The sequence below is a fragment of the Foetidibacter luteolus genome (assembly GCF_009650435.1).
GTDB lineage: Bacteria > Bacteroidota > Bacteroidia > Chitinophagales > Chitinophagaceae > Foetidibacter > Foetidibacter luteolus.
On record NZ_VVIP01000081.1, the window covers coordinates 11,729 to 28,448 of the forward strand.

Annotated in this window: 13 protein-coding genes; 4 read left to right on the plus strand and 9 right to left on the minus strand. The window is 45.2% G+C overall.

The window, feature by feature from the left end; translation table 11 throughout:
- Positions 1-14: 14 nt before the first annotated feature.
- Positions 15-3,179: a SusC/RagA family TonB-linked outer membrane protein gene (locus F0364_RS25320; RefSeq protein WP_207632879.1), complete on the minus strand. Its 3,165-nt coding sequence runs from the start codon at positions 3,177-3,179 to the stop codon at positions 15-17.
- A 779-nt stretch (positions 3,180-3,958) separates the two neighbouring features.
- On the opposite strand from F0364_RS25320, the gene F0364_RS25325 reads away from it, so the two are divergent.
- Entirely contained in the window at positions 3,959-4,840 is an 882-nt protein-coding gene (locus F0364_RS25325) for a helix-turn-helix domain-containing protein (RefSeq protein ID WP_153800620.1), read from the plus strand.
- Positions 4,841-5,063: 223 nt separating this feature from the next.
- Here F0364_RS25325 and F0364_RS25330 read toward each other — a convergent pair whose 3' ends face one another.
- The gene (locus tag F0364_RS25330; protein WP_153800621.1) at positions 5,064-6,947 is read right to left on the minus strand and encodes an ABC-F family ATP-binding cassette domain-containing protein; all 1,884 of its coding nucleotides are present in this window, start codon (positions 6,945-6,947) and stop codon (positions 5,064-5,066) included.
- A gap of 238 nt (positions 6,948-7,185) precedes the next feature.
- Positions 7,186-7,602: a putative polyvalent protein kinase domain-containing protein gene (locus F0364_RS25335; protein ID WP_262885418.1), complete on the minus strand. Its 417-nt coding sequence runs from the start codon at positions 7,600-7,602 to the stop codon at positions 7,186-7,188.
- Between the two features lie 330 nt (positions 7,603-7,932).
- Between F0364_RS25335 and F0364_RS25340 the strand changes: the two genes are divergently transcribed.
- On the plus strand, positions 7,933-8,181 hold the full coding sequence (locus F0364_RS25340) for a VOC family protein (RefSeq protein ID WP_153800623.1): 249 nt from the start codon (positions 7,933-7,935) through the stop codon (positions 8,179-8,181).
- Positions 8,182-8,199: 18 nt separating this feature from the next.
- Here the strand turns inward: F0364_RS25340 and F0364_RS25345 are convergent, their stop codons facing one another.
- The 6 genes from F0364_RS25345 to F0364_RS25370 form a co-directional block, all read right to left on the minus strand.
- On the minus strand, positions 8,200-8,739 hold the full coding sequence (locus tag F0364_RS25345) for a rod shape-determining protein MreD (protein WP_153800624.1): 540 nt from the start codon (positions 8,737-8,739) through the stop codon (positions 8,200-8,202).
- Positions 8,739-9,599: a rod shape-determining protein MreC gene (gene mreC / locus F0364_RS25350; protein ID WP_153800625.1), complete on the minus strand. Its 861-nt coding sequence runs from the start codon at positions 9,597-9,599 to the stop codon at positions 8,739-8,741. The genes F0364_RS25345 and mreC overlap by 1 nt, the downstream gene beginning before the upstream one ends.
- 69 nt (positions 9,600-9,668) lie before the next feature.
- Positions 9,669-10,694: a rod shape-determining protein gene (locus tag F0364_RS25355; RefSeq protein ID WP_153800626.1), complete on the minus strand. Its 1,026-nt coding sequence runs from the start codon at positions 10,692-10,694 to the stop codon at positions 9,669-9,671.
- 605 nt (positions 10,695-11,299) lie between these two features.
- A complete protein-coding gene (locus F0364_RS25360) occupies positions 11,300-12,571 on the minus strand; it encodes a hypothetical protein (protein ID WP_153800627.1) in 1,272 nt (423 codons plus the stop codon).
- Positions 12,572-12,586: 15 nt separating this feature from the next.
- The gene (purD, locus tag F0364_RS25365; protein ID WP_153800628.1) at positions 12,587-13,867 is read right to left on the minus strand and encodes a phosphoribosylamine--glycine ligase; all 1,281 of its coding nucleotides are present in this window, start codon (positions 13,865-13,867) and stop codon (positions 12,587-12,589) included.
- A 105-nt stretch (positions 13,868-13,972) separates the two neighbouring features.
- Positions 13,973-14,530, minus strand: a complete 558-nt coding sequence (locus tag F0364_RS25370; RefSeq protein WP_153800629.1) for an SRPBCC family protein — start codon at positions 14,528-14,530, stop codon at positions 13,973-13,975.
- A 364-nt stretch (positions 14,531-14,894) separates the two neighbouring features.
- Here F0364_RS25370 and F0364_RS25375 point away from each other — a divergent pair, with 364 nt between their 5' ends.
- Complete coding sequence (locus tag F0364_RS25375) at positions 14,895-15,338, plus strand: hypothetical protein (protein ID WP_153800630.1); 444 nt, start codon at positions 14,895-14,897, stop codon at positions 15,336-15,338.
- A 419-nt stretch (positions 15,339-15,757) separates the two neighbouring features.
- On the plus strand, positions 15,758-16,687 hold the full coding sequence (locus F0364_RS25380; RefSeq protein ID WP_153800631.1) for a TIGR01777 family oxidoreductase: 930 nt from the start codon (positions 15,758-15,760) through the stop codon (positions 16,685-16,687).
- Positions 16,688-16,720: the final 33 nt, after the last annotated feature.

Below are 16,720 nucleotides of genomic sequence, written 5' to 3' on the forward strand. Positions count from 1 at the left end.
TAGCTTTTTAAAAATCAGAAAGTAACATTAAGGCCAAATAAAAATTGTTTGGGGTTAGGGAAGCCGCTTTGGTCAACACCTAAAACATAATCCCCTGCGCTGCCTGCATTACGCTGGGCACGCTGTACGTTAAGGTCTGGGTCGGCCCCGGTATAATTGGTAATGGTAAACAGGTTTTGTGCCTGTATGTAAAGCCTGGCCTTTTGCAACTTTATTTTGTTCATAACGTTGGCCGGTATGGTGTAGCCCAACTGGAGGTTCCTGGCCCGGAAATAAGAACCCTTTTCAACATAGTATGAGTTGGATTCGTTTGTTACAAAGCCACCGGGGACGTTAAAACCTTCCTGCAGCAAAGGCAGTTTGGCGTTGGTGTTGCTGCTGGTCCAGGAGTCGTACAAAACCCTGTCGCTAACACCGCCCACAAAACCCCGCATGTCGGTGTACCACTTGGTATAGTTGTAGATATCGTTGCCATAGTTCCAGTAGAAGAAGGCACTGAAATCGAATAGCTTGTAGTTAAGCCCTATGTTAAAGCCCATTTGAAATTTGGGGTGCGGGTTGCCGATAACACCTGCATCGTCCGCATTGATGTTACCATCCCCGTTCCTGTCAAGATAACGCCAGGTACCCACTTTGGCAGACTGTCCTGCTAATTTTGTGCCTTTCGCTACATCATCTTCTGTATTGTAAAAGCCAATTACCTGGTAACCCCAGTAGGTTGAAATAGGTAAGCCTTTGTCAATTTTAATGGCGTTGGAGAACCTGTCAAGCCCGTAGTAAAAGGGATTGCCCGCATCGTTAAGCTTCACTACCTCGTTTTTATAGCGGGAGAAGTTTACCTGTACATCGTAAGAAAGATCGCCGGTAATATTGCCCCTGTTGGTTACAGAGAACTCAATACCTGTATTGCGCATCGTGCCTATGTTTTCGTTTGGCTGTGTTACAGTAGGTTCTGTGTTAATCCTGTTACGGGGTATCAACAGGTCCTTGGTATCGTTCTGGTAAACGTTGAAATCGAATGCCCATTTACCGTTGAGTATGGTAAGGTCGAAACCGATATTCTTGGAAACGGTGGTTTCCCATTTTGTGGAGTCATTGCCCAGGGTGCCTTGCCGGTAACCCAGCAGGGCCGATGTGTTTGTTCCATTAAGGTCGTAGTTGCCAAAACCGGGGCCTGTGCGGAAAGTTGAGTAAGGATTAAAGGCGCCGTTGTTGGATATATTTCCTACCTGGCCATAACCGCCCCTTATTTTAAAGTCGGTAATCCAGCTTATGGATTTCATGAAAGTTTCTTCTGATAACCTCCAGCCGAAACCAACGGAGGGAAAATAGCCGGCCCTGTTGGCAATGCCGAATACAGAAGCTTCATCCCTTCTTAAAGTTGCATTAAGCAGGTATTTGCTTCTGAAAGAGTAATCCAAACGCCCGAACTGGGAAAAAATAGTTACTACATCTTCCCTTACCTGGCTAACATTCCTGTCGCCAGCGGCAGTGCCTGCATTACTGAGGGAGATAAAGTCAGCATTATCCAAATCGAAATTCTGGCCAAATGCGGTTATTTCTTTGTAATATCTTCTGATGGCTTCGGTACCAAGCAGCAACTTAATATCATGGTCGTCGGCTATGGTTTTTTGAAAAGTAAGTGTGTTGGTCCAGGTCCAGTCAATACCATTGATAGTCCTTTCCGTTAATTGGGTAGTGCCCTGGTTTTCTGACCTTTCATAAGTTTTCCTTGATATGTCTTTGCCAAAGTTGTCAAAGATGTCTGCACCAAAAGAAGTCTTTAATGTGGCCCATTTTACCGGCTGCAGTTCCGCAAATACGTTACCAAACAGGCGGGTGGTAATATTCTTATCATCCTGGTCCCTTATAAGGTTAGCAACCGGGTTAGAACCGTTGCCCGACTGGCCAACACCGTTACCGCCAAAACCACCCTTAATATCATAAACCGGAATGTAAGGCACCATGCGGTAAGCCCAAGACCATGCGCCGCCTTCGCCCCTTTGTTCGCCGCCAAGCCTTGTTTGGTAGCTAAGCTGTGCGTTTTCTCCTAAACGAAGCCATGGGGTAGGTTTAAAAGACGTATTGAAACGTACCAGGTAACGCCTGAAATTGGTTTTTACAATGGTACCCTGCTGGTCAAAATAGTTCATACCCAGGGAGTAGGTGGCCCTTTCATTACCGCCGGACGCAGTCACCTGGTGGCTTTGCATCAACCCTTTCTGCAATATTTCTTTAAACCAATCGGTACCTGATGGACTGGTTTTTAAAATCTGGTACAGCGGGCTTAACGAGTATAAATCGGGGTTTGCCCTGGGGTCACTGGCAGAAACACCGCCTTTAAAATCGCTGCTGACCACAATGTAATCCGGTACACTAAAACTGCCGGGAGCACCAAAAACAGGATGGCTGCCTGCGCCGCTCCTGTTAAGGTACTGAACGTACTCCTGGTTATCCAACATTTTGGGTATCATGTTATTGGTAACAGACTGTACGCCAACATAACCTTCATAATTTACTTCCGTTCTGCCTGCCCTGCCCTGTTTGGTGGTAATGATTACCACGCCATTGGCGGCACGTGTACCATAGATAGCAGATGAAGTACCATCCTTCAATATCTGCATGGAAGCCACATCCTGGGGGTTAACATTAGACGGGTCGGAAGTAGGCACCCCATCAATTACATACAACGGCTCGTTACTGCCGCCTGATTGAAAACCACGGATACGCACCACGGCAGGAGAGCCCGGGGCGCCACTGCCGCTTACCGTAACGCCGGTAGCACGGCCCTGCAACTGGGCACCGAGGTTGGCGGCAGGCGTAGATTTTAATTCGGCCACATCTACTACCGCTACAGCGCCAATGATGTCTTTTTTGCGCTGGGAAGAGTAGCCTGTGATCACTACTTCGCTAAGGCCGCCGGCCCTTTCTTTCATAGCTACCGTTACTGAAGTAGTATTGGTTACATCCACTACCACTTCTTCAAAGCCGATGAATGAAACCACAAGTGACTTTACATCGGGTGGAACAGTAATGGAAAATGAGCCATCTGCTTCGGCAACAGTGGCTATCTTGGTACCGAGGGCAGTAATAGTAGCCCCTGGTATGGGTTGGTTGTCAGACGCATGTGTAACCTTTCCGGTTATTTTCTTTTGCGCCAGGGCAACAGTACTTAACATGAGGCAAGCAAGCATAAGGGGTAATAGCTTCGCCTTGCGGGTTAGAAATTTTTGCTTCATACAACAACGCAGTTGGAATTGGTTATAAAAAAATAGCTATTTGAACCCTCCGTGGGGAGGCTATGTTTTTTGCATTTTTTGGTTTTAAGGCAGCTTTACACCCACTTTTTTCTTTGTAAGTGCGACAAGTATTTTGCTATGTAATACATAGCAACAGCAGCATTACTGCCTTGTTGTGCACACAATTCTTTTAAGCTACAGGTTTGGAGAAAATCAGATACAGGCTCCCGCATTTACAGTGCAGCTCAGCAATTGCAATCTTTAAACTTTAAATGTGGCGGTAAACTGTTTTGTTTATAAGCAACAGGTCTTGGCAAACCAATAACTGCCTGGGCAGGTGGCTGGCCATTTAGAGCATTTGACCTGATTTTCTTATGTGACTATTAATTATTTGTGTTTTAGCATTAAGCAATCATTCTGCAAACCGGGTTTGGCATTTTGTATGTAAAGTTTTTTCCAGGTTTCCGAAGAAGTTAAATAAGGCGTTTGGCTCTGAAAATCAACTTTTTTTATACATTTCTTCTGTTGGGTACCATCCCCTGTTTGTTAAACTAAAATTAAATTTGATTTTTTTTCTACATTTGGATATTCGGAATATTCTTTGGACAATTGAAACATTCTGAGAAAAATACCCGGCACTGGATATGATAGTCACCATATTTTCAGGCCCACACTATAACCATTTATAAACACGACAACGCTTGCCAAAACACCTGCTTATGACTTCCCTGAAAAGCAAACCCCTGCGCTATGGCCTGTATGGAAGACAGGATTTTTTGCTGCCCGATTTTATGCATTGCGAGCCAATGGGCGCCTACTCCGACGACCGGGACGGTATTGTAAAAGAGCATATACATACCACACTTTTCCAGGTTTTTTTAATTGAAGAAGGTAAGCTGGAACTGGTGGTAGAAGGCGAAAAACGTTTGGTGGTGAGCCCTGCCATTATAACCATTCCTGAAAATACGGTGCATGGCATGCACGAGTTTGCCGGGCTGAAAGGGAAAGTGCTTACGCTTTCTACCTCCGTGCTGGAAAATTTTTTCAGTAACTCGCCACAGGCTTTGCTGGAACTGAACGTAACCCGTGTTGTATCTGAACTGCAGGACATGCCCTCTTTTATGGCAATCATTCATTTTGTCAACAGCCTTTGCCGGGAAATGAAAGAAGAACTGCCTGAGAAAAAACTTGTGCTGCACGGCTATTTTAACCTGTTGCTTGGGCTGGTTTACCGCCTTATCAGCAATAGCGGTACATCAGAAAAAATTGCTTTGCCGGAAAAAAGGGAGATACGATATTTTGCCAGCTTTCAGAAAATGGTAAAGCAATCTTACACCCCTATGAAGCCGGTAAAACAATATGCACAGGAGTTGAACATTACCAGCGTACACCTTAACCGCATTTGCCAATCTACCGTGGGTAAATCGGCCCTGCATGTAATACACGATTTCCTGATACTGGAAGCTGAAAAATACCTGAAGCATACAGATTACAGCGTTTCTGAAATTGCTTACCGGCTAAATTTTGAAGACCCCGCTTATTTTTCCAGGTTCTTCAGCAAATACGCCGGTGTATCGCCCAGGCAGTTTAGGGAGAAGTAAAGGGCCGCCGGTTGCAGGTTTGGTGGCTTGCGGCGATTATCAAAGCCAGGTTAGTGGCTTGAAGGGGCGCCTTTTGTTTCCGGCCGATCTTCAAAGTCTCATAGATGCGGCAACAAAACTATCCTGCGGGAAAAGCCGCATAGCGGACAAAGCGTACAAGAGTGCGACGCAAGTAAAGCCTCATGGTAATCCTGCTGCCGGGCCCATAAAAATTCCTAATGGCTTATGCCATTTCGCTCAACTCCAGCCAGCGCATTTCTTTATCTTCCAGTTCTGTAGTTATGGCCGTAATGCGTTCGCTCAGCTTTGTCATTTCATCATAGCCAATGCTGCCGCTCATTTTTTCGGCAATCAATTTCTTTTCTTCTTCCAATGCGGGAATCTCTTTTTCCAGTTGCTCAAACTCACGTTTTTCTTTAAAAGAAAGTTTCTTTTTTGCCGCGGCGGCAGGCCCAGCATTATCCTGCACCGGCTTTGTGGCTACCTTAATTTCTTCTGTTTGCTTTTTGCTTTCTTCGTCTTTTTGCCATATCCGGTACTGTGTGTAGTTACCCGGAAAGTCCCTTACGGTTCCTTCGCCTTCAAAAACAAAAAGGTGGTCAACCAGGCGGTCCATAAAATAGCGGTCGTGAGAAACTATTAATACACAACCCTGGTATTCGCTTAAAAAGTTTTCGAGCACAGCCAGCGTGGGCAGGTCAAGGTCGTTGGTAGGCTCATCCAGTATTAAAAAGTTGGGGTTGCGAAAAAGTATGGTAAGCAATTGCAGCCTCTTTTTTTCGCCACCACTTAGCGAAGTAAGATAGGTGTACTGCTTTTCCCCGGGGAAAAGGAAGAGCTCTAAAAACTGCGAGGCACTAAGGCTGCCGCCCTTTGCCAGCGGAAAACTTTCTGCAAAGGTTTTTACATATTCAATTACACGCATGTTGTCTTTTATTTCCAGCCCCTGCTGGGAGAAATAGCCGAACACCACCGTATCGCCAATGTTTACCTTACCGCTGTCTGCATTTTCAATGCCCTGCAGTATGTTTAAAAAAGTACTTTTGCCAACCCCGTTTTTGCCGATTATGCCGGCACGTTCGCCCTTGTTAAACGTGTAGTCAAAACCTTTTAAAATAGGCTTTTCGCCATAGCTTTTGTACACCTTTTTCATCTCTGCCACTTTGCCGCCAAGGCGGTTCATTTTAACCTGCAGTTGCAGTTGGGCATCTTCAATTTTTTGTTTGGCTTTGGCTTCCACTTCATAAAAATTGTCTTGCCTCGACTTGCTCTTGGTAGTTCTTGCCTTCGGTTGCTTGCGCATCCATTCCAGCTCCTTGCGGTATTCGTTTTTTGCTTTGTCAATACTGGCCAGGCTATTTTCAATACGGGCTGCTTTTTTCTCCATGTAATTTTCGTAATCGCCCTTGTAAACAAACATGTTCTCCCGTTCCAGTTCCCATATCTCATCGCAAACCGCATCCAGAAAATAGCGGTCGTGCGTTACCAGTAAAAGGGTAACGTTTTCCTGGTTAAGGTAATGCTCCATCCACTCAATCATTTCCACATCCAGGTGGTTGGTAGGTTCGTCCATCATCAGCAGGGTATGCTTGTGATCAAAGCCAATATCAATTAATGTTTTGGCCAAAGCCACACGTTTGCGCTGGCCCCCGCTTAACGTATTTATGATATTTTGTAAATGGTGAATGTTCAGCTTGCCCAATACCTGTTTTACTTTGGCCTCAAAGTTCCAGGCGCCCAGTTCATCCATGCGTGTAATGGCAGCGGCCAACGCAATGCCGTCGCCGCTTTCTTCGGCGGCCTCGTAAGCCTGTATGGCCTGCATAACGGGGTGAGAGGAGGAGAAAATATTTTCCAGTACGGTTTTGCTTTCATCAAAACGCGGGTCTTGTTCAAAAAGCGCCACGGTTACATCCTTGTTAATCCAGAGTTTTCCTTCGTCCGGCGTTTCCCTGCCCGTCAGTATGCGCAGCAATGTGCTTTTGCCCACGCCATTGCGGGCAATCAATGCTATTTTATCGCCCTCGTTAATGTTAAAAGAAATATTCCTGAATAAAGCGGTAATGCCGTAACTCTTGGTTAATCCTTCTGCTGATACGTAATGCATGCGGCAAAGATAAGCGCTGGCGCCAGTTTGCCATTTCCGCCTGCGGCGGCAACATAAAATCAATTTCATGTACCAGGGTGAAGTGCTGCTATGAAGCTTCGTTGTGTCACTCACTTGTACGTTCTGTTCTCTATGCGGCTTTTCTGACCCGGGTAGGGGATTGTGTATAGAGTCCAGTATTCTACCCATGCCTGCAACTACGTTTTTGGCAGGCGAGATGTGAATTTTAGGATGAAACTCAACTATTAGAATAAAAATCTTTTGTCAGGTAAAACACTGTATCTATGAAAAACAAAACGCCATTGTTTGATAATACGTTTTCGTCGTGGAGGTCTTCTGAAATTATTCCTAAGTCCTCATTGTAGTAATCGTTGTTTCGTTTGTGTGCAAAATGATTAAATGCCAAAAACTTCTTTACATGTTGCAAATCCGTTGCTTCCGTGGCGGTAATGAAAACTTGTTTCACTACGGCAAAGAGTTTGCCGTTGATTGCTTTGAAACCAAGAAAATCGTACCGTGTTGATGGGAAAAAGTAATTATGAATAATGAGACTGTTAAAATAGTCCAGCCAAAACGCATAAAATATACTGTCGTTCAGTTTTATTACATGGTAGCCATCCAGTGAATACACCCTTTGTTCGGTGCCTGCACTTATGAAGTTGTCCCCCTAAACCTCGCCTTCATAAATAAGATTTTCTTGAACAGCAAATTCTATCAGGCTTGTTTCTTCTTCAGCTTTGAGTTACTCCGGTTCTTTAAATCCGAAGCCTGCTTTCGCATATCCTCTAAGGAAGTTTTGTGTTTTTTTGAGAGTGCTTGTTTTGCCAGCTTCTCCATTTCTGAGAATGAGATGTTGTAGTTCATTTTTAATCGGATTCATTCGGTAATAGACAGTTAAATACCCAATTTTATTTATGGTTAATAAAAGTCCATAACATCTTTTATCGGTAAGTTACCCGTTAGATCCGCTATCTCAAAAGTTAGCTTGCGGTTCTTATATTACTTTTCCATCCACCTTAAAACCGGCAATCCTTTTTCTGAAGAACGGCAAAGCAAAAGAAACAACGAAGACCTGGATATTGTTTTTTCTGTTGATGGAATTGAAGACATGTATGACGAAATCTCCGGCAGATCTGCTGGCATCATTATTCAGCCATTGCGGCACATGCCTTATGGAAAGGAATTTTATGTTACCGACCCGGATGCTTATATTATTGCTTTCCCGGAACAGTGAAAAAACTGTGCAGCAATATTAGGCAGCATTAGTTCTGTACCTGGCTTTGCGCTGAAAAAGTAATTCTGAAAGATAAATAAGCAACATACTGATAGCAGTAGCGGCGGTTACTTTGCCAATGAAGTACAGGAACTCCCCACTCTGCAGACTGAGCGCTTCCAGCAGCACCAGGTAAGCATGGTGCAGAAAGGTAAGGATGAGTACATACACGCTGTAGGGTGCAAAGCCAAGGCTTTTGATGCTCGGCTCAGCATAGCTGAACTCCGTTTTTTCCTGCGGCAATAACACGTTTAACAGAAATGGCCTTACATAGGCTATCAGCACACAGGGGGCCGCATGCAAGCCCGGCCAGCCGCTGAAGTAATCCATGCACAGGCCGAACATAAAGGCAATGATCATGATGCTGATGCGTGATAAATTAAAAGGCAGCCACAGCACAAATAAAAAATACAGCCAGGGCTTAACATACTGGTGCAACTGCGGCACTTTATCCAGCACAAAAGCCTGTACCAGTATAAACAACACAAAGCGGATAATATTTTTTACTAAGCTGCTCATTAATTCTTAGGGGTTTGCGCTTCCAGCTTTTTTTGCTCTGCCCAGGATGCATCCTGCACAACATAAGCATACTGCAGCGAATAAAAATTGGTGGATGTTTTTACCCTGATGGTGAAGAAATTACTGGCGGCATTATCGGCGGCAACATTGGTAACCGTGCCTACCATAATACCGGGCGGGTAACTTAACTGTTCTGAGATATTGCTGGTTAATACCGTATCGCCACGTTTAACATCGGCGCTTTTAGGTATGTTGCGCAGTGTTACGTAAGAAGGGTCTTTGCCATCCCACTCCACGATGCCGCTTACATAACCCTTCTTCAGCATAGCATTTACGTTGGATTTATGGTTTAACAGGCTCATTACACGGCTGTAATTGTCTGACGCCAGTATCACCCTGCCCACAATGCCATCGGGGCCAACTACGGCCATATCGGGGTGTACGCCCTGCAGCCTGCCGCGGTATAAGGTGATGTAGTTATTTTCGTTGGTAACAGAATTGTTTACCACTTTGGCTGGCAGGTAGGTAAATCGGCGAAAGCCTTTGTGGGTAGAATCCCGCAGCATAGAATCAAGTTTTACCTGGGTGCTGCTGTCAGCGCCTTCAAAACTGCTGCGCCGCTCGTCATACAATCGCTTAATTTCGGCAACAAGCTGCTCGTTGGTTTTCTTCAATTCAAAATAATATTCTACCGTATTGTATTGCTTACTAACCTTACCAGTAACCTCGTTGGCCGCCTCCGCAAAAACAGCCTGGTGACTTTTGCTGTATTTTACCAGTATAGCCCAGCTTATCCCCTGCAATACAAGGAACATGAAAAAGGTAAAGAAACGCCGGATAAAGAGAATGATATTTCGCATGAAGGCAAAGTTACCAGTTGCCGGTTACCGGTAACCAGTTACTGGCAACCGGCAACAAGCAACTATTATTTATCGCATTACAAACGGATAACGTTGGTAATTCTTGAGTGCAATACCTGTGCCGCGTACCACGCTTTTCAGCGGGTCGTCGGCTATGTGTACGGGCAATTTAATTTTTTGGCTTAATCTTTTATCAAGGCCTCTTAACAAAGCGCCTCCGCCGGTAAGGTAAAGGCCGCGGCGGTAAATATCTGCAGCCAGTTCCGGCGGGGTGGTTTCCAGGGCTTTAAGAATGGCTTCTTCAATTTTAAAGATGCTTTTATCCAACGCTTCGGCAATTTCCTGGAAGCTTACCATAATCTGTTTGGGTATGCCTGTAACCAGGTCGCGGCCGTTAACCGGTATATCGTCGGGCGGTGTTTCCAGGTCTTTCATGGCCGCGCCAATCTGTATTTTTATCTGTTCGGCAGTCCTCTCACCAATCAGCAGGCTGTGATAGCGGCGCAGGGCTTCCATAATATCGGCGGTAAATTCGTCGCCGGCAATACGAATGCTTTGGTCGCAAACAATACCGGCAAGGGCTATTACCGTAATGCCGGTGGTGCCGCCGCCTATATCAATAATCATGTTGCCCACGGGTTCTTCCACATCAATGCCAATACCCAGGGCAGCAGCCATGGGCTCATGTATCAGGTACACTTCCTTGGCGCCGGCCTGTTCAGCACTGTCGCGTACGGCACGTTTTTCTACTTCGGTAATGCTGCTGGGTATGCAGATCATCATACGCCAGCTTGGCGGAAAGATGGGCTTTTTAGAGTAGATCATCTTGATCATTTCCCGTATCATCAGTTCCGCCGCGTTAAAGTCGGCAATAACACCGTCTTTCAGGGGGCGTACAGTGCGTATGCTTTCATGCGTTTTTTCGTGCATCAGCAGTGCCCTTTTGCCCACCGCAAGCACCTCTTTGGGGTTGTTGCGGTTTAACGCTACTATAGAAGGTTCGTTAACAACTATCTCATCGTTATGTATAATCAGGGTATTTGCGGTACCCAGGTCCATTGCTATTTCCTGTGTAAAAAAGTTAAACAGTCCCATTATCTCGGTTTCCTTAAAATTATTTTAAATGCCTGCAAAATTCATGTAATTAAACTGAATAAACAAAGCGGTGATTTCACATTTTTTACAGGTTTTAGGGTGGTTTCCGGTTTCAGGTTGCAAGTTGCCGGTTTCTGGTCACCAGTTACCAGTTACCAGTTACCGGTAGCCGGTTACAGGTTTGCTGGCTCTGGTTTCATTCACGATTCCCCACTCACCACTCACGATTCACCATTCACGACTATGATACCAGCGTCCGGTTTTTCATGGCGGCATCGTTGCGTCGCAATCCTTTCATCGTCCGGTTCGTTGGGCAGCGAACATCCGTCTCACGATTTTCGGCTGATTTCAATGGTTCACCTAAGTTCTGTCTGCAAACACCTGCAGGCTGTGCCGTAATATACAACCTGCTGCACAATGCCGCGTAAAGAACAGAACGTACAAGTGAGTGACACAACAGGCGATGATAGTAGCAATGCTGTTCGTCTCACACTAACTCAAAACAAAAAAGTACGAAGTACTTTTCTTTACCTGTTGATTGAGAAACTAACTAAGAATGAAAGCTGTTTCAATAAGTACTTTGTACTTCATAACCCGTACTTGCTTTACAGCTTCTCCCCATTCAGCGCTTTTTGCTTTAACTGCAAAAACCATGTTTTGGTTTCTTCAGCAAAAAATGGAAGCACTTCTTCGGTGTACTTGCGCTCTGCCGATTCAATGAACTCTAACGCTTTTTGCGGCTGATTATTTTGCGATGCAATAAAGGCCGCCGTGGTGTACGCAAACCGGTAATTGTTCAGCAATTGGATATTGTCACGGTTGTTCAGGTAGGATTTGGAATCAGGATAAATATGCTGCAATTTTTTCAGCCTTATTTCAAGTTCGTTCGTGTTATCTGTTTTTGCCAGCGTAACCACTTTTGATGTAAGCCCTTTGGATTGCAGGTAATCATCCAGGAACAGGCGCATATTGCTGGGTACATCGCCTGCAAAGAACACATCCCTGTCAAACTTGTTTTGCTGCAGCAGGTTAAGGATAATCCTGTCGCTGCGCAATAAAAACTTGTTGGCGTAAGTAGGGGGCAGGTTCCAGGTAATGGCCGTATCGGTATATTTTTCGTTCCTGTTAATAACCGTAACCTTTTGCGCCACCCATTTATCGGCCGCTACCTTTTGCAGGTCATCAGCCGATAAGGAAACCTGCAGCAGGCCTTTTGTTTGCAGCCATCCCGGGTACCAGCGGGTATTGAGCAGGTTAAGGTCAATGTAGCGAATGTCAACACGGTAACGGTCAACCATTTGAAGGTACAGCAGGTAATACAGGTACATGTCTCCATTGGTAAACAGGTAAGCGCCGGGTGTACACTCATCCAGCACCTGCGTAAAATACTGTACCACTGTTTTGTTAATGCCGCCCCGTTGAAAAGCCTGCCTCATGCACCATTCCGCTGAATCTCTTTTGTTTTCGTAGAGGTATCGGTAAGCCTGAGTACCCCAAACAGACAAAATCTTTGTATGCGGATCAAGCAACAGTATTTCGCCCTTGTAAACGTCGTTGCTTAGTGCAATGCATTTTTCAAATGCCAGGCTGGCCCTGGTGGTTTGCCTTAGTTCAACATCCAGCATGGTTTCGCCGTCAAAAGAGTTCATCCTGTCCAGCGCATAGCCGTAGTAATACCAGGCTTCGGCGTTTAATGAATCAACCGCTACCACTTTTTGTAACAGGCTAACGGCCTGGGTGTAATCAGGCGCAAAATCAAAACGGTTACGCTTCATTTCGGTTTTGGCCCTTTCCAAAAAACGGGCTGCCTCATTATCCTGCGCATGCAATGCCGCCACCGAAAGAAAAGAAAGAATGTATGAAATAAGTTTTTTCATATAATGCGGTGCCTGCTATTCAAACTCATAGCCAATATCACGCCTGAAATACATGCCCTCAAAACTGATTTGTTCCAAAGCCTTTTTAGAAGTGGTAACAGCCTGCTGTATATCCTTTCCATAAGCGCTTACAGCTAATACCCTTCCGCCATTCGTAACTACTGCTTCGTTTTGCTGTAGGGTGCCTGCATGAAAAACAAGGGTGTCTTCCTCAAACGATGAAGCCAGCCCGGTAATTGTTTTGTTCTTCTCATAATCTCCAGGATAGCCGCCGCTAACCGCTACAACAGTACAACAAGCTCTTGTATCAAAATCAATGGTGGTATTTTTTAACGTATCATTATCTAATGCCAGGAAAAGTGCTACCAGGTCATTCTGCAGCAGCGGCATTACCACTTCAGTTTCGGGATCGCCCATGCGGCAGTTGTACTCAATTACATAAGGCTCGTTTTCCACTTTTATCAGTCCAAAAAAGATAAAGCCATTGTAAACAACCCCTTCTTTATGCAAGCCATCAACAGTAGGTTTAATAATGGTTTCTTCCACTTTGGCCAAAAAGCCCGGCGTTACAAAAGGTACGGGGCTTACACAACCCATGCCACCGGTATTAGGGCCGGTATCACCTTCGCCAATGCGCTTGTAGTCTTTAGCGTGGCCGATGATCTTATAATCTTTACCATTGGTAAGAACAAAAACGCTTACTTCTATACCGCTTAAAAACTGTTCTATCACCACTTTGGCAGAGGCATCCCCAAACTGTTTGTGTACAATCATTTCTTCAAAAACCTTCAGCGCTTCATCACGGGAGTAACAGATAACCACACCTTTGCCGGCAGCGAGTCCATCGGCTTTCAGCACAATGGGAAGGCTGTGTTGTTGTATATACTTCCGCCCATCTTCAAAATTGGTTTCATCAAACTCCGCATAAGCGGCTGTTGGAATGTTGTGTCGCTGCATGAACTTTTTGGAAAAAGCTTTGCTGCCTTCCAGTTGGGCGCCATAGGCGGAAGGGCCAATAACGATGATATGCTTCAACGCTTCATCCTGTTTGTAAAAATCATACACACCTTTTACAAGCGGCTCCTCCGGGCCAACTACTACCAGGGTTATATTATTGGCCAGGCAAAAGTTTTTTTGCGCTTCAAAGTCGTTCACGCCTATGCTTACATTAATTCCATGCCGGCTGGTACCCGCATTGCCCGGGGCTATGTAGAGTTGGGAACACTGTTTACTCTGCGTCATTTTCCACGCCAGTGCATGCTCCCTGCCGCCGGACCCCAAAAGGAGAATATTCATAGCTGTTGCCTTATTTTAAGCAGCGAAAGTAACGGCTGGAAGCGATTGGGCAAAAAAGAGGTTTGAACGGGTGGGGGTTGTAAGATGCAGGATGCTGGTTGCTGGTTACTGGCGTTTTCTGCTAAACCGTGCATCCTGTTTTTTTAAGTTATGCGCAAAGGTAGGCGGCGGCGGAGGCGGAACATTTTCCTCTCCGCGGGTTCTGCGCAGCTCCAGCAAAAGGCTTTTTTCGCCCTGTGCCATAGCCCACCGATGGTTGGCGGAGAAAATTGGTTTCATTAAAAATGAGAATCGCTTTAGCAAAGGTTTTTCTGCTTCCAGCTTCCAGTCGAAGATGATATTGCAATAATCCCCATCCTGTTCAAAATGCCAGATGCCACGGCCTTCAAAATCTCCGAAAGCTTTAATAGAAAACCCGGTGTATTTATGGCATTCATATACTTCAAAATTCCAGCGCAGGGTATAAGGCAGCCAACCCTTTGTGTAAAGGCTGGCTTTTTTGCCAATACTGTTTTCATCGCCTTTATCTGTAACAGTTACATCCAGGTAAACGGAAGGCCACCAGCGTGGTAGATTTTCGGCTGCACTTAAAATATCATATACTTCACGGCAGGTGGCGGCCACCCGCCAGCGGGTAATAAAATGGTACTCGTTGGTTGACATTTTATGAAAGGTTTGCTGAAGATTAATTACGGAAATATACCCGGGCGGGTTTACATGCTGTGAAAAAAAGAGAAGGTTCTGTGATAAATCACAACAAGGCCAAATATAAACATGGCGCACGGTTATAAAAAACCCATACTTAGTGAATTGCGTGTTTTACTGTGCGGAATGGTACAATTTTACGATAAACTGTATCGCTACCGTACACTCTTATTTTTCCTGTAATTCAACCCCAGTAAGGGTTTCAGGGGATTATCATTTCTAATAACCAATCATACAAACGCTTTAACCACTCATCAGTCGTTTAGTATTCATTAACGCAGGCCGTCACGAACTTTGCCTTATCAAAAGAAAATAAACAATTATGAAAAAGCACTTGTTATGGTTATCGGTGATGTTCGCCCTGGTTATAGCGGCATCTTACCAGCAACAGGTCGGCGAACTAATCAACCCCGAAAAACCTGTTACAAAAGACATCAGCCTGGCAGTATATGCCGGCAGCAATTACAACTCAAAAATTTACGATGAGTCTGTTGCAAAACTGCATGTAACTGTTTATAAAGTACGTGGCAAAAAGGAAAGTATCGTTTGGCAAAAATCCTTTGATGCGATGGAATTAAAAGAACTTCCCGATTGCAGTAATGCTTTGTCTCAGGAAGTACGCATCAGCAATGTATTTGATAAAAAGGAGCAATTGATAGTAACGTATACCCTGGTTTACGAATCTAAGGGAAGCATAGTTGAAAGGTACAATGGCAGCCTGGTAGGTAAAGGAAAAAATGCAGAAAAACTATACATCAATATATAACAACCCTAACCATAGAAAACTTTATAACCTTAAAAAAACACACCGATAACAAGAAAAGAACACAGGGGGCCGCCGGCCCCCTTTTCTATTGTTATAATTGCCGGCATAAGAAACAACCGGTTACACCGGCGGGTGAGGGATTGAAGCGGCTACCAGGTGAAGAAACCCCCTCCAACTCCCCCTGAAGGTGGAGGGCCGGCGCTGCTTGTGCTGGAGTACAAGCGAGCAAAAGCAACATTCAGTTGCTTTTGTGATGGTTGCGGACGCAGTTCTGCCCGGCCCATTTGCGTAGCTTTGGGACGCCTCTGTAGTTTCCTGCATTGTGCAATGCGACAGCCCGGCCTTTCCATAGGCCTTTTAAATTCGCACAGGGGTGTAACCTTTTATATTGATATTTGTTAAAGGAAAAAACAACAGCTATGGCAACCGTTCTTGTAACTGGCGGCACAGGGTTAATAGGCAGGCATTTATCGCACCTTTTATTGCAAAAGGGGTACAGCATAATTATTTTAACCAGGAAGAAACCAGGGCATGCAACACCCAACATTACGTATGCGGAGTGGGATGTAAGCCGGGGCTTGATAGATAAAGATGCTGTCATGAAAAGTGACTATATTATCCACCTGGCGGGTGCCGGCGTAGCTGATGAAAGATGGTCTGCCAAAAGAAAGCAGGAAATAGTTGACAGCCGTGTTAAAAGCAGCGAATTGCTGGTAAAAACCTTACAGGAAAACCAGCACCACGTAAAGGCAACGGTTAGTGCTTCCGGCATTGGCTGGTATGGCGGAGATAATGATGCCAGCCGCGTTAAAGGTTTTACCGAGGAAGCAGAACCCGACAAAGATTTCCTGGGTGAGACGTGCCGGCTGTGGGAGCAGAGTATAGAGCCAGTGCAATCATCGGGCATAAGGCTGGTAAAAATGAGAACGGGCCTTGTACTGAGCAACGATGGTGGCGCTTTGGCAGAGTTTAAGAAACCTTTAAAATTTGGTATAGCCGGAATACTGGGTGGTGGCGACCAGGTGATGAGCTGGATACATATTGACGACATTTGCCGCATGTACCTGTACGCCTTACAAAATGAACAAGTAAGCGGCGCCTACAATGCTGTTGCCCCCACACCGGTTACCAACAAAGAGCTAACCTTGCAAACAGCCCGTACCATGCGGGGCAAACGTTTTATACCCATTTATGTTCCCTCTTTTGTGTTAAAGCTAATACTGGGCGAAATGAGCATAGAAGTATTAAAAAGCGCCACTGTAAGCGATAGTAAAATAAGGGCCACGGGCTTCCGTTTTTTGTATCCATCCTTAGAAGCGGCATTAAATGAATTGCTGCGCAATAAATAGAATAATATTATCTACTTGGCTAAGAGACTATCA

What these genes read in the sequence shown, in the direction of transcription:
- purD (WP_153800628.1), bottom strand. Translation starts at nt 13,867, where the DNA reads ATGAATATTCTCCTTTTGGGGTCCGGCGGCAGGGAGCATGCACTGGCG.
- mreC (WP_153800625.1), bottom strand. Translation starts at nt 9,599, where the DNA reads ATGCGAAATATCATTCTCTTTATCCGGCGTTTCTTTACCTTTTTCATG.
- F0364_RS25380 (WP_153800631.1), top strand. Translation starts at nt 15,758, where the DNA reads ATGGCAACCGTTCTTGTAACTGGCGGCACAGGGTTAATAGGCAGGCAT.
- F0364_RS25360 (WP_153800627.1), bottom strand. Translation starts at nt 12,571, where the DNA reads ATGAAAAAACTTATTTCATACATTCTTTCTTTTCTTTCGGTGGCGGCA.
- F0364_RS25355 (WP_153800626.1), bottom strand. Translation starts at nt 10,694, where the DNA reads ATGGGACTGTTTAACTTTTTTACACAGGAAATAGCAATGGACCTGGGT.
- F0364_RS25330 (WP_153800621.1), bottom strand. Translation starts at nt 6,947, where the DNA reads ATGCATTACGTATCAGCAGAAGGATTAACCAAGAGTTACGGCATTACC.
- F0364_RS25375 (WP_153800630.1), top strand. Translation starts at nt 14,895, where the DNA reads ATGAAAAAGCACTTGTTATGGTTATCGGTGATGTTCGCCCTGGTTATA.
- F0364_RS25345 (WP_153800624.1), bottom strand. Translation starts at nt 8,739, where the DNA reads ATGAGCAGCTTAGTAAAAAATATTATCCGCTTTGTGTTGTTTATACTG.
- F0364_RS25320 (WP_207632879.1), bottom strand. Translation starts at nt 3,179, where the DNA reads ATGTTAAGTACTGTTGCCCTGGCGCAAAAGAAAATAACCGGAAAGGTT.
- F0364_RS25325 (WP_153800620.1), top strand. Translation starts at nt 3,959, where the DNA reads ATGACTTCCCTGAAAAGCAAACCCCTGCGCTATGGCCTGTATGGAAGA.
- F0364_RS25370 (WP_153800629.1), bottom strand. Translation starts at nt 14,530, where the DNA reads ATGTCAACCAACGAGTACCATTTTATTACCCGCTGGCGGGTGGCCGCC.